Origin of the sequence: uncultured Gimesia sp. (assembly GCF_963976445.1) — a bacterium.
Taxonomy (GTDB): Bacteria; Planctomycetota; Planctomycetia; order Planctomycetales; family Planctomycetaceae; genus Gimesia.
The window spans coordinates 18,734-33,637 of sequence record NZ_CAXBKP010000023.1; the positions used below are offsets into that span (position 1 = coordinate 18,734).

Annotated in this window: 10 protein-coding genes; 6 read left to right on the top strand and 4 right to left on the bottom strand. The window is 50.3% G+C overall.

From position 1 onward, the window contains the following. Positions 1-53: 53 nt before the first annotated feature. Entirely contained in the window at positions 54-3,299 is a 3,246-nt protein-coding gene (gene amrS / locus AAC022_RS20725; protein WP_339734007.1) for an AmmeMemoRadiSam system radical SAM enzyme, read from the bottom strand. Positions 3,300-3,509: 210 nt separating this feature from the next. On the opposite strand from amrS, the gene plsY reads away from it, so the two are divergent. Then, positions 3,510-4,202 carry a glycerol-3-phosphate 1-O-acyltransferase PlsY gene (plsY, locus tag AAC022_RS20730; RefSeq protein ID WP_339734008.1) on the top strand — a complete coding sequence of 231 codons (693 nt, stop codon included), beginning with the start codon at positions 3,510-3,512 and terminating at the stop codon, positions 4,200-4,202. A gap of 107 nt (positions 4,203-4,309) precedes the next feature. Here plsY and AAC022_RS20735 read toward each other — a convergent pair whose 3' ends face one another. Together AAC022_RS20735 and AAC022_RS20740 are read right to left on the bottom strand one after the other, a co-directional pair. Then, a complete protein-coding gene (locus AAC022_RS20735) occupies positions 4,310-4,543 on the bottom strand; it encodes a BON domain-containing protein (RefSeq protein ID WP_339734009.1) in 234 nt (77 codons plus the stop codon). Positions 4,544-4,930: 387 nt separating this feature from the next. Beyond that, positions 4,931-6,265, bottom strand: coding sequence for an alpha/beta hydrolase-fold protein (locus AAC022_RS20740; protein WP_339734010.1), 1,335 nt, complete (start codon positions 6,263-6,265; stop codon positions 4,931-4,933). A gap of 265 nt (positions 6,266-6,530) precedes the next feature. On the opposite strand from AAC022_RS20740, the gene coaD reads away from it, so the two are divergent. From coaD to AAC022_RS20755, 3 genes are all read left to right on the top strand, one after another. Continuing rightward, on the top strand, positions 6,531-7,043 hold the full coding sequence (gene coaD / locus AAC022_RS20745) for a pantetheine-phosphate adenylyltransferase (RefSeq protein WP_339734011.1): 513 nt from the start codon (positions 6,531-6,533) through the stop codon (positions 7,041-7,043). A gap of 52 nt (positions 7,044-7,095) precedes the next feature. Further along, on the top strand, positions 7,096-7,689 hold the full coding sequence (locus tag AAC022_RS20750; RefSeq protein ID WP_339734012.1) for a thioredoxin family protein: 594 nt from the start codon (positions 7,096-7,098) through the stop codon (positions 7,687-7,689). A 226-nt stretch (positions 7,690-7,915) separates the two neighbouring features. Then, complete coding sequence (locus AAC022_RS20755) at positions 7,916-10,987, top strand: PVC-type heme-binding CxxCH protein (protein WP_339734013.1); 3,072 nt, start codon at positions 7,916-7,918, stop codon at positions 10,985-10,987. A gap of 134 nt (positions 10,988-11,121) precedes the next feature. On the opposite strand, the gene AAC022_RS20760 is transcribed toward AAC022_RS20755, so the two are convergent. Next, complete coding sequence (locus tag AAC022_RS20760) at positions 11,122-12,126, bottom strand: DUF1559 domain-containing protein (protein ID WP_339734014.1); 1,005 nt, start codon at positions 12,124-12,126, stop codon at positions 11,122-11,124. 516 nt (positions 12,127-12,642) lie between these two features. Between AAC022_RS20760 and AAC022_RS20765 the strand changes: the two genes are divergently transcribed. After that, the gene (locus AAC022_RS20765; protein ID WP_339734015.1) at positions 12,643-13,200 is read left to right on the top strand and encodes a sigma-70 family RNA polymerase sigma factor; all 558 of its coding nucleotides are present in this window, start codon (positions 12,643-12,645) and stop codon (positions 13,198-13,200) included. Next, complete coding sequence (locus tag AAC022_RS20770; RefSeq protein ID WP_339734016.1) at positions 13,197-14,894, top strand: FecR domain-containing protein; 1,698 nt, start codon at positions 13,197-13,199, stop codon at positions 14,892-14,894. Before AAC022_RS20765 ends, AAC022_RS20770 begins: the two co-directional genes overlap by 4 nt. Positions 14,895-14,904: the final 10 nt, after the last annotated feature.

The window sequence follows — 14,904 nt, forward strand, 5'->3', positions numbered from 1 at the left end:
CTCAATTTTCCGGATTCCCGGGAAACTCGTCCGTAACGCACCAAAGGGCCGGTCTAGTTTAACAGCAGACCCGCATAACCGACGACGCGGGAGCGATCGCCCGTCATATCCCCGGATGTGGCATAGCCAACTTGTTCTACATGACTCAGTTTACCCATTTTCTGGAGTGTTTTCATCACGATGACTGCTGGCAGGACTCCGCACATCGAAATGTGCTGCTCTTGAACCAGTTCCAGCAACCCTTCCGGATCCAGACTTCGCATTTTTTCCAGCGCCAATTCATCCAGCCGACGGTTTTCTGTATCGGTGGCGAAATGATTCATGTCGCTGGAAATCAGCAACAGCGGAGGCTCATCTAGTTCCTGAATCACACGCGCCAGACCCTCGGCAAATTGTTCACAGCGATTCAAATTGCCGCCACCGATGGCGATTCCCACGACCTGTGCATCGGGCGCCAGTCGTTTAATTAAGGGGAGTTCGACTTCAATCGCGTGTTCACGCTGGTGAGCGGCGGCATCGAGTTCCAGTCCCGGAATCTGTTGCGATAGTTTTTTGGCCAGATCAACGTTCGATTCCAGTTCACCATTCGGTAGCTGCCAGACTCGATGCGGGGCGACGGCCCAGTCAACACCTTCGCGCGTATGTTTCGGTCCGATCACGATAATCGTGGATGGGAATTCGATCCGTTTCAGTACCTCCGCCGCGATTTTACCGGAATACATCAAGCCGGCATGGGGGACCATTGCAGCGGCCCAGCGTTCTGGTGTGCCCGCTTCATGGAACAGGTCATCCAGTTGACCTTCGAGTGTGCCTGGGTCGGCTGGGTAAAACGTACCGGCGACTCCGGCTGGTCTGATCGCCGATCCTCGTTCTGCGCGGGGGCGGTTCACAATTTCAAAACGAGCCGCCGACGTTTGGATCGCCAGACTGAGTACCTGTGCCGACTCGGGTTGCGTGATCCCCACCGCCTGCTGTGCTTGTTCAATCAGCTGGCTTGCTTCCTGCTCGCGGTCAAAGAACCAGCCTGTTTTTTTGCCTTCAATCAGCAATAAACTACGGTTTTGCGAATCGAAATTCGTGAGGTCCACACGTTCCACGGTGCCATGCATCGCGGGGTCGGAGGCCAGAACCAGTTTCACCTGAAATTCTCCCGGACGCAGATTAAGCCGGGTGATATTTTGCACCAGTTGCTGGCTGAGCGAGAACACCGTTGACTGCATCGGAAAGGATTGTTTCAACGTCCATTTTGAGAGTGCCAGTTCTTCGCCGGTTTCGGTTCTTGTCAGCAGCAGTGCCACGCCTTGAATGTTGGCATCGGAAACCTGGGGACAGTAATACATGGGAACCTGACCGCTCATCAACGCTTCAATGGTTGATTGCACGTATTGGAGGTATTGTGCAAATTCGCGTTGTCCTAATATTTGCTGGCTGGAACTTTCAACTGGTGCCGTCATGTCTGCTAACTTGGCGGAACAGGAAACGCCTTGATAGCGTAACAGGGTCGTTCCCGGATCTTTCCAGGCGGTGGGCGGAAGTCCTGCTTTGATACAGGTCTGATTCAGAAATTCTTCCGGGTTCCAGCCATGATCGAGGGGGACGCCGGGGAGCAGTAAACCACTGCGTCCGTCTGCTCGAATCTGCAAACCATGCAGGCCGATGGTGACCGCGTTGAGACGATCAGTGCCCTGTTCCTCGACGACTTCCAGTTCGGAGAGCAGCCAGACTTCCAGATCAAGGTGTGCTAATTCACTGGAGGAAATCGGGGGAAACCGGGGATCGTCTTTGGCAGCGCGAATTGCCGCCTGATGCAGTGCCTGCCCCAGTGGCAGAGGCTGTCCAAAGTTCCCACAGCACGAACGGAGTTGTCCCTGCCGTTTCAAGCTGACGAACGCACCATTGACGACCATGTCTTCCAGCTCGTCCAGTTTTAATTCTGCAGGTGGGGTCTGCGTCGTTGTGCCTACGACGACAGCCGCCGCTTTCTGTAACAGTTTTTGTTCATGCTCGCTGGTGAGTTCGATGTCTCTAGGTGTCTGGTCAGCCTGCATCGGTGTAGAACCTTTCTGTGGGTCGGCTATTTGAGAGTTCGTGTCGGAATGTTTGTTTAACATTGCCTGGATATCAACGGGTAATCTTTTTGGGCCCCATGTACCCGGCTCGTCATTAAAGTGGCCAGCGATGTGTGTACCACAATTGCGGCATTGATTTTGATTCAACGCATATTTGCCTAATTGATACCAGTTACGCTCAATCAGCGTCTGCTGGCATCCGGGACAATAGGTGCTCTGCCGTGCGGCATCGTTGACGTTCCCCGTATAAACATATTTAAGTCCCGCGTTGAGCGCAATCTCGCGTGCGCGAATCAACGTTTCGGGGGGAGTGGCGCCCCGATCGAGCATGCGAAAATCCGGGTGGAAGGCGGAAAAATGCAACGGCACTTCATCGCCGACATTATCCAGAATCCAGTCGCACATCTGCTGAAATTCGCTGCTGTCGTCATTCGCCTGTGGGATCACCAGATTCGTGATTTCAAACCAGACATCGGTTTCCTGTTTTAACCAGCGCAAGGTATCCAGGACCGGTTGCAGATGTGACAAGGTCACACGGTAATAAAACTCTTCCGTGAACGCTTTCAGGTCGACATTGGCGGCGTCGATATGTTCAAAAAAGTCGGCGCGTGCGGATTCGGTAATGTACCCGGCAGTGACGGCGACGGTTTTCACGCCGCGCGCGTGACAGGCTTTCGATGTTTCAATAGCATATTCCGACCAGATGATCGGGTCGTTATAAGTAAAGGCGACACTCTGGCAGCCTAACTCTGCTGCGACCTCGGCAATTTCTTCAGGCAGAGCCCGCGCACTGAGACGTTCGATTTCCCGTGATTTGGAAATGTCCCAGTTCTGACAGAACTTGCAGCCCAGATTACAGCCTGCGGTTCCGAAAGAGAGCACACTGGAACCGGGATAAAAATGGTTCAACGGTTTTTTTTCAATGGGATCGACGCAGAATCCGGTGCTGCGGCCGTAGGTGGTCAAAGCCATCTTGCCGCCGACATTCTGGCGCACGAAACAAAAGCCGCGGTCGTTTTCTGCCAGGGCACAGGCACGCGGGCATAAGTCGCAGACGATTTTTTCACCATCACGGTGCCACCATCGGCCAGGGTAAAGCCCCTGTTCAATATCGACTGGCTGGTCCTGGTTGGGTGTAAGGATAGGAAGCGTTTTTTTTGTCATGGCGATTGTGGATTGTGAAACGGCGTTGAGAAAGGAAGGGAGCCCTGTCCTTTTAGAATAATTCATTCAGAAGGGCAGGGCCATCAGTATCTTTGATTTTCTGACCGCGAACGCGAATAGAATCATCGTCGTCCGCCGGTCGGCAGGAGTCTTGCATGAATTTCTTGAACAGCTTGCTGCACCTGTCGTTGTGCTTTTTGGCTGTCGTCGGGTATCATCAGAGCTCGTAAACCGACTCTTTTGTTACCCTGTCTATTATACGAAACTATTCCGCCGATGTTTGCAGATTATTTTTGGTTTTTTGTGGCAGCGACCTCATATTTGGCCGGTTCGGTCCCGTTTGGGTTGCTGACAGCAAAAATAGTGGCAGGAACCGATATCCGCAAAGTGGGCAGCGGCAATATCGGAGCCACCAATGTGGCGCGGACACTGGGGGCGAAATGGGGGATTCTGGTCCTGTTGCTGGATGCGTTGAAAGGGCTGCTACCCGTCTTATTTATTCCCGCGTTGTTTGTCAGCGCTGATTCCCCTGATTTTGACCATGCGCGCGTGTTGAGTGGCGTCGCTACGATTCTTGGCCATATGTTTCCGATCTGGCTCGGTTTCCGAGGAGGGAAAGGGGTCGCCACCAGCCTGGGCGTGATTCTAATGCTGGGGCCCTGGTCAACTTTGGTTGCAGTCGGCGCTTTCGCTTTGACATTTCTGTTCTGGCGGATTGTGGCCCTCAGCTCTGTTCTCGCTGCGTTTGCATTTGGCGTGGCCCAGTTTATTCAGTTGGGCTCGTCTGCCTTCACGCAGCAAAAATGGAGCCTCGCCGTTTTCAGTATCGCCGTTCCGCTGTTAATTATCGTGCGTCACTGGAGCAACCTGGGACGGATTCTGCGCGGAGAAGAAAAGAAGTTTCAGTTCGGCAGCCGCAACAAGGCGGCAGAAAACCCGTCAGAAATCAAAGTGGATGAAGAAGCCTGATTGATTTCTGGAATGATCAAGCCAGCAGGATAAGATCATCCTGATCAAATCGCTGGCTCTGATATTTTCTTACGTGGTTCCTGTTTCTTACAGGAACGAGAGGTCGGCTAAGATTCGACCCGGATATTGTTCGTCAGGGCATACTGATCGATTTCACTTAACGCAGCATGTGTTGCCAGTTGTTTGTGATAAAAAGAATCAGTGCGACCCGAGAGCACAACGATTTCTCCCAAGACATCCACTTTCAACGAATGAACCTGACTACCCGTACGAAAAGTAATCGTCTGCTCAATCTTCTCTGAAAGTTTCTTTGCTTTTTGGGAATAGGTTTCTACGGTCATAAGCGATCCTCCTTGAAATAAGTCAATGTACCGACAGACAATCACTTGTGTTCCAGTCAGCGGAATATCCTAGCTGTCGCAGCATTCAAGGCGGGTAACTCTGAAGCAGTAACTCTTGGTCGACTAGCGGCTAACACGGTTCCGCAGGGGGCGGAACACAAATCCATTTTCTGTTATTTTAAATCCTCAGTGGGAGAACTCAACAAAATCGATTTTTGAAATCAATAATGACTGACTTAAGGTTCCTGTCGCTTAAGCAAGTAAGTTCAATAAGCCCGACTGATTCTTAATGATGTAAATTTATCGACCTGCACACGATTCGTCAAATAGAAATCTCAACGAATGTTTTGATTCGCAGGAAATACCTCGCACTTTGGGCAGGTTTTTTTATTTCCCGCCTGCTTTTGAGTTCCAGATCCAGACCAGCGCCTCGGGCAGGACGGCTTTCCCGTGACGACTGCTGTGCATGCCGTGGCCGGTGACGAACCAGAAGTCGTAACCACTGTAAGCCAAAGCGACTGCCATCCGTTCGTTGTTCAGGAACCAGTTCCCCAGTTTGTTATCCAGGTCATTATCGCCATCCTGCAAAAAGACCTTGATTGGCTTGGGAGGATCCTGTTTGCGAATCAGCCCGGGATAATCATGGGCCGTCTTCCAGGGACCAAACTGGTTGAGGGGAATCGTGTTGTTTTTTCGGGAGGGATAATCATTAATCCCTCGGAAATCACAAAAGCTGCCGACAAAGGAAATGACCTTCTGAAACTGGTCAGTCCGGTGCCAGGCGGCGGTGAAAGCACAACTGCCGCCGGAAGAGGCGCCGCAGATCAGATGATCTTCCGGCTTTTCGGAGATCCGATACTGTTTCCGCACCACGGGCAGCATTTCTTCATCCAGAAACGTCGCGTATTGCGCCGTGCAAGTATCATATTCATTGCTGCGGTTTCTGACGGGCTGTTTGCCTTTGGATGTGGCAGGAATCACGCCGGGGTTGATAAAGACAGCGATGGAGACCGGAATCTTTTTCGCGTGGATCAGATTATCGAGCACAATCGTGGCGTTCCCATCGCCGTGACAGTAACCGCCACCGTCTGTGAAGACGATCAGCTTGGCAGGATCACCAGTTTTGGAGTATTGCGCGGGCACATAGACCCACCAGTCACGGACGGTACCTGGATACTGTTTCGTGCTCTTGAAGGCGGGCATCTGAGTGAGTTTCCCTTGAGGAACTCCTTCCTGTCGAATGCTTTCAGGTTTCCACTCGTAACTTTCAAAGCCAAAGCGGCTATATCGGCCCGCAGGTAAACGGCGGCCATTCACGCTGTAGCGATAATGAACGGATGAAAAATTGGGAAAGCGTTCCACACGGGCAAAGTAGCCGGAGTCTCCCAGCGCGATCATTGGCCACTGGCGATTTTTTTCGGCAAAGATGATCATTTCATCGCCCGGCTTGCCTTTCAAAAACCAGCCTGCGTAGCCGCCACCATCGTCGGTCTTTTGAATTAAATGGCGATGGTTGACTTTGGTTAAGTCTTTTTCTTTTTCATAGCGTTTCAGGAAATAATCGAGGACCTGTTTCTGATTCGCCTGACTGGCGGGGGCGTTTAACAGCTTTGAGACATCTTCCAGATTTTTTGGTGCTGCCGAGACGGAACTGATGAAGACCAGTAGCATAACTGCCAAAGAAGCCGTTTGAATTGTTGAGCGGCAAACAGAAAATCGCATTCCACGATGCTCCTGAAAATATTTGAAGTTAGTGAGGTTAAGTGATCTATTACGGACGGCAATGGAGTGTGCCTGTAAAGATACATGCTTTGATAAGTCTATTACACTACGAGACAGGCCGATTTGCAATTCACTTCAGGTCTCTAGCTCAAATCTTCTGATTCGTCAGAGAAATTGGATTCTGTCCGTTTGGATCGACCGGGGTTCCAGCTACAATGAGAGTAGAAATTGGCAGGAATTATGCGAGAAAGGTAGTTTTGAGACGATGACGCTCGACCCACATCATGCTGTGTACGTTGGTAGTTTTGACCCACCGACTCTGGGGCACTTGGATATTGTGGAGCGCGGGGCTCGGATCTATTCCAAGATCACCGTCGGCATCGGTATTAATCCCGATAAGCGGCCGTTGTTTTCAGCCGAAGAACGCCAGCAGATGCTAGAGGGACTGTTAACTGCCTTTCCGAATGTGGAAGTCAAATGTTTTCAGGGGCTGGCTGTGAACTTCGTGCAGGAGTGTGGTGGCGGCATTATGCTGCGAGGGCTGCGCACGCTCACCGATGTCGAAGCCGAGTTTACGATGTCTCTGGCAAATAGAACATTGGCCTCTGAAATTGAAACGGTCTTTCTGATGGCCAGTGAAAAATATACTCATATTTCCAGCTCCCTGATCAAACAGATCGCACAGCTGGGGGGAGATATGGCAGAAGAAAAACTCAAAGACTTCGTGCCGAAACAGGTCGTCGGCCCCTTAGTCGAAAAATTTGCTTCCCGAACTTAAAACTAAAAATGGTATCTGCTTCATTGGTAGATTGGAAAAAGGAGAACAGACGATGGTAAAAACCGCCTCAACAATGCTGCCTTTAGGAACACAGGCTCCTGAATTTTCATTGAAAAATGTCGATGGGAAAACGGTCTCGCTGAGCGATTTTCAGGACTCCAAAGGTTTGCTGGTGATCTTCATGTGCAACCATTGCCCGTTTGTGATTCATCTGCGCGAAGCATTGGCGTCGTTCGCTGATGAATACCTGGCAAAAGGCATGGGAGTGGTTGGCATCAGCTCGAATGATGTCGCCTCGCATCCCGATGACAGCCCAGAAAAAATGGTAGAAGAAGCGAAATCAGCCGGCTACAACTTCCCCTACTTGTATGATGGAACTCAGGACGTTGCCAAAGCGTACAAGGCAGCTTGCACTCCCGATTTCTTCCTGTTCGATCAGGAACAAAAGCTGGTCTATCGTGGACAGTTTGACGACAGTCGTCCTGGCAATGATAAACCTGTTACCGGTGCCGATCTCAAGACAGCCTGCGATGCCGTTGTAGCGGGAGCACCGGTCACTGAAGACCAGAAGCCCAGTATCGGCTGTAATATTAAATGGCAGGAAGGTAAAGAACCGGAATATTTCACGGGGCAACCAGCCGTCTAACTCATTCGTGATGTAACAACTCCAAACTCTCTTTACTTCGGTGTGAAGAGAGTTTTTTTACGCGCTGCGAAACAGTTCCGGTTCCAATTTCCAAGAGTGGCTTGTGGAGGATCGCTTGCCAATTTACAATTATTTAACATTCTTTCCAAATAGAGTCGGCCCTGGAAACAGGAAGTCACAAGCGTGCGCGGGCTCCTGATAACGATCATCATTGTGGGGATTCTCAATGCAAAATCTGTTTTTCAAGCAGGCGTTCTTTCTGTTAACGGTGGCGGCTTCTGCTGTGCTATTTGCATTTACTGCGCACCTGAAATCTGCTGAGAAACAAGGTGAGTCTCCGAAATCACTGGCAGAGGCACTGCCTCATCTGGAGCCGACGTCTCCAGAAAAAGCGTTAAAGACGTTTCGCCTGCAAAATGGATTTCAAATGGAATTGCTGGCGGCGGAACCATTGGTAACCGATCCGGTTGCGATGCAGTATGACGAGAACGGCCTGGCGTACGTCATCGAAATGAATGACTATCCTTATACGGATAAATCGAAAGATGAAGCCTGGTCCGAACAGAAGTCGGCTCCGATTGGCAAAGTCCGTGTGTTGGAAGATGTAGACGGCGACGGAAAGTTTGATCGTTCGACGATCTTTGCTGACCAGCTCTCCTGGCCCACCGGTCTGGCGTTCTGGAAAGGGGGCGTCTACGTTTCTGCGACTCCCGATATCTGGTATTTCAAAGACACGGACGGCGATCACAAAGCGGATATCAAACGCAAAGTTTTCACCGGGTTTCGCAAATACAATGTGCAGGCGGTGATGAATAATCTCAAGTGGGGCCTGGATCATCAAATCTATGGGGCAGGGGGCAGTAATGGGGGAACCATTCAAAGTTCGGCTGCTTCTAAAACCGATCCGATCAATATGGGGCGTCGCGATTTTCGCTTTAATGCCGGCGCAGAGAAGTTTGAAGTGATTTCGGGTGGTGCCCGATTTGGGAATACGTTCGATGACTGGGGCAACCGCTTCATCTGTAATATTCGCAATCCGTTGATGCAGATTGTCTTACCTACAGAATATCTGGTACGCAACCGCTATCTGCCGGTCGCGTCCGCCATCAATGATGTGGCGGAGGCCGGCGATACCGTTTCTGTGTTTCGTGCCAGTCCTCCTGAGCCCTGGCGGGTCATCAACGCGAAACGACTGTCCGCCGATCCGAATTCCCGTTCGCCACGCAGCGAAAAAAACGCGACCGGTTTTGTGACGTCCTCGGCGGGCGTTACCATCTATCGGGGAACCGCCTATTCGGAAGAATATTACGGCAACGCATTCATTGGTGAAGTGGCCGGCAACTTGGTGATGCGGTACCTGATGACGCCGGACGGCGTGACCTTCAAAGCGCGGCGGGCTCATGAAAAGGTCGAGTTTCTGGCTTCCATCGATAACTGGTTTCGTCCGGTGAATTTTGTAAACGCTCCTGATGGCACACTGCATGTGCTCGACATGTATCGAGAAAATATCGAACATCCCTGGTCGATTCCCGATGATATTAAAGCACACCTCGATCTGACCAGCGGCCGGGATCGCGGGCGGATTTATCGGCTGGTGCCTCCTGAATACCCGGCCGGTTATCAAAAACCACAACCGCCACGACTCGGTTCCGCAGATATCAAAACGCTGGTCGCTGAGCTGGAAAACCCCAACACCTGGTGGCGGGATACCGCGCATCGTTTGATCTTCGAACGACAGGATCAGGCCGCCGTGCCTCTGCTTAATCAATTGCTGGAGAACAGTTCGTCCCGTCTGGCCCGCTTACACGCACTCTGGTCATTACAGGGCTTAAATGCACTCAGCGATGTCAATTTACTGCAGGCACTCAATGATAGTGAACCCGAACTCAGACGCGCCGCCGTTCGGCTTGCCGAAGTAAAGATGAATCAAAATGAAGTGCTAAGAAACAAAGTTCTGGTACTGGCGGCGGATGAAGATCCACGCGTTCGCTTCCAGGCCGCATTCACGCTGGGCGAGATGAAGGATCCACAGGCTGCGAAAGCCTTGTATCAGATTGTACGCCGCGATTATGGAGACCCTTGGATTCGCACAGCCGTTCTGAGTTCATTGTCGGAATCGACGGCCGAATTTTTAGCAAGCTTGCTGGAAGACGTTGAATTCGCGGCCAGCTCGGATGCCAAGCCTTTGCTCAGACAACTGGCGAATGTGATTGGTACGCGACAACAGATTCCGGAAGTCAATCAGATCCTGGAACTGACTGCCCGTTATCGTTCTCCTGGACAGAAACAAAAGGCGGAAGCGGTTCAAGACGAAGTTGTGCTGGCGATTGGACAGGGCTTAAAGCGAGGGGGCAAAACGATTCTGGCATTCGCCAAAGCGGACGAGACGGGCGCGGCCCGGTTGGTGCGTGACCGCGTCGCGCAAGCGAAGCAAACAGCAGCGGACAGAAGCAATTCCATTGAAGCACGCCAACAGGCGATTGATTTATTGAGCTGTACCGACCTCTCGACTGCGGAAGCGGCATTACTGCCTTTATTGGCAGCACGCGAGCCTCAGGCGATTCAGATATCCGTTGTCGAAGCATTTACCAGTTTTACTGATACACAAATCGCGGCGCTGTTGCTGAAACAGTATCCCTCTCTGACGCCGAGTGTGAGAACGGAAATCGTCAATCGACTGTTACGAAGACAGAACTGGATCTTACGACTGTTTGCAGCGATCTCCAATAGAACCGTTTCGATCAGCCAGATCCCGCAGGTCAGACGGTCGATTCTCTTGAAGAGTAGGAACCCGGAAATTAAAAAGCAGGCCACTCAATTGTTTGCCGGTGAGACGCTCGGTCCGCGGCGCGAAATCATTGCACAATATCAACCAGCGCTCTCTATAAAGTCAGATCTGGCCGCCGGGAAGAAAGTCTTCAAGCGAGATTGCCTGACCTGTCATAAGCTGGGGAAGGAAGGCTATGAAGTCGGCCCGAATTTAGCGACGATTAAAAACAGAACCGCGCCGGAAATTTTAGTGCATGTGCTCGACCCGAATAAGGAAGTCTCGCCAAACTATCTGGAATACGTGATTGCCACAGATGACGGACTGATCGAGACCGGCATTATTGTGAATGAGACGCCTTCCAGCATTACCTTGAAAAAAGCAGAGAACAAACAGATTACGATTCTGCGAGAGAATATCGAAGAGATCCGAAGTTCGGGAAAATCATTGATGCCTGAGGGCTTTGAAAAGAAAATCAAAACTCGGGAAATGGCAGATCTGATTGCCTATCTGATGGCGCTGGAAAACTGAATCTCATCACCAAAAAAGGCTCTGCAGGATTCAGGACGATTTCCTGTTGATATGAGGCGAATAGAAAAGGGACAAGCAGTTCTGGTAACTGCTTGTCCCTTAAAATCTGGTTTAAGTGAATTTAAGACAGAGACTTAAAACTCACCAACAACATGCCCATCATCAATTCCGATCAGGTACTCGAGCGTACTGTCAGCGGGGATCGTGGCAGCATTGTGGTCTATGTTTTCACTGAGAAACATAATGCGACCATCGCCAAACAGGAAATGAGCACCGCCGACATGGCGACTGCTGAAAGCAATTCTTCCCTGTCCTGAAGAAGCGTTCGCGTTGATCGCGGCGGCACCACCTCCAAAAATGGAGATTAACCCTTGATTCGAACTGGAACCGTCCGAACTGATGGCGGGGCCTGAGGCGTTAAAGTCCCGGGCTGCATACAGGGCGCCAGCAAATGCTTTGTCGTTACCGAGTTTGTAAGCGCGTTCTCCCACCAGAATGGTATTACTGCTGCCATCAGAAAAATCACGCATCCGTACTGAGCTGTTGCGGAAAAATGCACCATTGGCTGTATTGGTAGGGTCTGTTCCCTGGTTTTTCTTCAAACCAAAGGAGTTGTTGGACGCAATATAGTTCGTCACAGCCAGACCGTACTCAGAGCCACCGGTGGCTTTAATTCTGCGGCCTGCTTCATCATGAATGGCAGGGCCTGTGTCAGAGGGACAACGAAATACAGGGAGAGTCTGCTGCATCGTAGTTCGGATGCTGGCATTGTTAAGCACCGTCGATACGGGAACCGTGCCCACATTGAGCTGATTAAACAACGGCGCCTGATCCACATAAGGCAGCAATAAGGCATTCCAGGCCCAATGGCCTTCGTTATCAACAACGACACCGCCACTGGAAGACAGGATTTCTTCCACATAGCCGGGAGGAAACGTGCGAAAGGTTTCATGGTAGTTGTGCATTGCGAGCCCAATTTGCTTTAAATTGTTCTTGCAGGTGCTTCTGCGGGCGGCTTCACGTGCCTGTTGTACGGCAGGTAAGAGTAACGCAATTAAAATCGCAATGATGGCGATCACGACCAGTAATTCAATCAGGGTAAATCCCCGTTGAGAACGCGAGCGATTAAGCTTGTTCATAGTGTCGTTCCTGTCTTTTTAAACCGAATCTGGATAACAATATCTTCAACTGGAATAAATGAATAAAAAATAGTCCAGAGAAACGCAAAACTCTTTGAATCAGGTGCTCATGGGAGCAATCTGACAGAGAAATCTGATAGAGAAAGGATCGGGAGAGCTGCTACACCAGGCATTTTTGTATTTGTGAACAAAGCTAACCATGTTCATTTGTTGGCATTGATATGTAACTCCCTCATTAATAACTCGTATGCAATTGCAGTGATTTACCTGAATATTTATCGAAAATAATTCATTTCCTCATATTGCTGCCTGATGTGTGTCCATATGTAACTAAATTGGTATGGCTATATTTTAATGAAGTTGAGGAATAGCCGTGATGTTTGAGAGTTTTCGTATAAAAGGTCATTTATAAGTAGGATTCGACGGTAAGTTGCCGGTAGTTTGTACGATTGCTTGATAGGGCAGCTTTGTTTTGTGATGGAAGCTGAGATTTTGTATCGTTAAAAAGAAGGTTTCATGAGCAACGACCTGGAAAATGCCGCCTTGCCTGACGATTTGCATGTGCAGTTTCTGCATGTGTTTACGCAGCATCGGAACCAGCTTTATTCCTATATCTATTCTCTGCTGCCTAATCGGGATGATGCCGAAGATGTATTTCAGCGAACCAGCTTGATCCTCTGGAAAAAGTTTCCAGAATATGATGCAACTTGCAGCTTTTTCTCTTGGGCGTGTGGCGTGGCTTTCTACGAAGTGAAAAACTTTATTCGAGTTGCACAGAGAAAACGGTTACAATTTCGGGATGATGTGATTCAGCAGTTGGCTGATGAGAGAGCAGGGATTCCTCAGCTGAAATTGAATCAGCGGGCCACTGCGTTACAGGACTGTATTAAAAAACTGAAAGAGAAAGATCGTCTTCTCGTGGAGCAGGTCTATCGGGATCAGACACCAGTCAAAGACGTCGCCGAAGCAGCCGGGGCTGCCGTCCAGACTTTATATAACAGGCTCAACCAGATTCGTCATCAATTGACTCACTGTATTGAAAGGACATTGTCCTATACAGGAGAGGGAAAATGAATCAAAAACAGAACCAGAAAGAAATCCTGTTCGACCTTTTAGGCGCACTATGCACCGGAACGATCACGGCCGAGCAACATCAAACGCTGGAAAATATCCTGGCGGAAGATGCCGAGGCCCGGAAGGATTATTTCAATTACCTCGAGCTGCATTTGAATCTGGAGCGGCTGCATGATGAGCGGCCCGAGCCAGAGATCGATTTTCGTTTTCACACGCATGCACTACCAGCTGACGGAACAAAGACTCTGGTCAGTCGTTCGTTAAAAACGCCACAGGCATTGTGGCTGCTACTGACTGCTGTCTGCGCTACAATTGTGGGCGGCTTTCTGTTTCTTAACCAGGCTCCTTCAACACCACAGCAAATCAGCCAGAATGTGGTACCAGAGGAGATTTCCGTTGCCAAAGTGACTCAAACCGCAGCCGTGCGATTTGCGGAAGGAGCACCTTTTCTCAAAGTGGGCTCTGCCATCGAAGCCTATCAGGAATATGCCATTTCAGCGGGACAAGTTCAGCTTGTGTTTTCCAACGGTGCCGAAGTGATTCTGACGGGGCCGGCTGTATTTGAAAGTGAAGGAGATGAGCATCTGGCAGTCCGCTACGGTGCGTGCTCTGTGTTTGCTCCTGAGGGAGCCGAAGGGTTTACGGTTGAAACGCCACTATCCAATGTGATCGATTACGGCACCCGGTTTTCTGTGAATGTTTCAGATACCGGCAATACTGATGTGCAAGTGATCGAAGGCGAAACCGATGTCCGCCCCATCAAGCTGGAAGAGAATTCCGGGGTTGCTGCAAAGCGATTAACCAAAGGGATGGCACAGCGTTTAACAGCGAACAACGGTTTGGTCGTGAATGAAATTCCCTTTGACCGTGCTCAATATATCGCAGGGTTACCCGATCGTGTGGTTTCCTATACCACCACTGTGGGGCCTCATCGTAAAGCAGAAGACCTGACGAGTGTGACGATTCAGCGCGGAGGAACCGCTCATAAATACGCGGTCGAAGATTTGATCGGAATTGAGTTGACGCACTACAAGGGCAGATCTTTTCTGACCCGAGATGACGGGGTTGATCCTGCCACAGATGGAAATCCCTTGACGTTACGCCGGCACCTGCTCGATCAGGATCGCAGCCTGCTGACGGGGGTTGTGAATCCCTTTGGCTCGGAGACACCGTTAACCGAGCCTCCCGTGATGAATGAAGTGGAAGATCCAAATCAGCCCAATACACCCGGGATGGCGATTCGTTTCCGCGAACCTGTGGTGAATGACGCAGGGCCTGATATTGTTCTCTTTGATTTGCAGATCATCGTGCATACGACAACCGGTGATGCGTTTTATGTCACTCCATTACCGTTCACTTCAAAACGAAACACTCACAGAATTAACCAGTTCGATATCGATCTTGCTTCACCTGAAGCAAAACCGTTAGCGAAATTCTGGTTACATCTATTTAATAAAAATCAACAAGCAGGCATTGGTTCACGTAGCGAACTGGAAACCGCTTCCGGTAACGGAGGCAACTTGCACATCGTCGGTGCCAAGGCATTGGCGGTGGGCATTGATCTATCGGACTTGGGTTTTGCCGAAGGTGAAACTGTGGAAGGGTTATTTATTCAGGATGCCCAGGATAATGCTGATGTGATTGATCCGGTTTTTATTGCCGGACTCCCCCCCTTGAAACACTCCAAAAAATAATAGCTAACTT

Excerpts from the sequence above, each read along its gene's own strand:
- AAC022_RS20765 (WP_339734015.1), top strand. The coding sequence starts at position 12,643 with ATGAGCAACGACCTGGAAAATGCCGCCTTGCCTGACGATTTGCATGTG.
- AAC022_RS20735 (WP_339734009.1), bottom strand. The coding sequence starts at position 4,543 with ATGACCGTAGAAACCTATTCCCAAAAAGCAAAGAAACTTTCAGAGAAG.
- AAC022_RS20755 (WP_339734013.1), top strand. The coding sequence starts at position 7,916 with ATGCAAAATCTGTTTTTCAAGCAGGCGTTCTTTCTGTTAACGGTGGCG.
- plsY (WP_339734008.1), top strand. The coding sequence starts at position 3,510 with ATGTTTGCAGATTATTTTTGGTTTTTTGTGGCAGCGACCTCATATTTG.
- AAC022_RS20740 (WP_339734010.1), bottom strand. The coding sequence starts at position 6,265 with ATGCGATTTTCTGTTTGCCGCTCAACAATTCAAACGGCTTCTTTGGCA.
- AAC022_RS20750 (WP_339734012.1), top strand. The coding sequence starts at position 7,096 with ATGGTAAAAACCGCCTCAACAATGCTGCCTTTAGGAACACAGGCTCCT.
- coaD (WP_339734011.1), top strand. The coding sequence starts at position 6,531 with ATGACGCTCGACCCACATCATGCTGTGTACGTTGGTAGTTTTGACCCA.
- amrS (WP_339734007.1), bottom strand. The coding sequence starts at position 3,299 with ATGAATTATTCTAAAAGGACAGGGCTCCCTTCCTTTCTCAACGCCGTT.
- AAC022_RS20770 (WP_339734016.1), top strand. The coding sequence starts at position 13,197 with ATGAATCAAAAACAGAACCAGAAAGAAATCCTGTTCGACCTTTTAGGC.
- AAC022_RS20760 (WP_339734014.1), bottom strand. The coding sequence starts at position 12,126 with ATGAACAAGCTTAATCGCTCGCGTTCTCAACGGGGATTTACCCTGATT.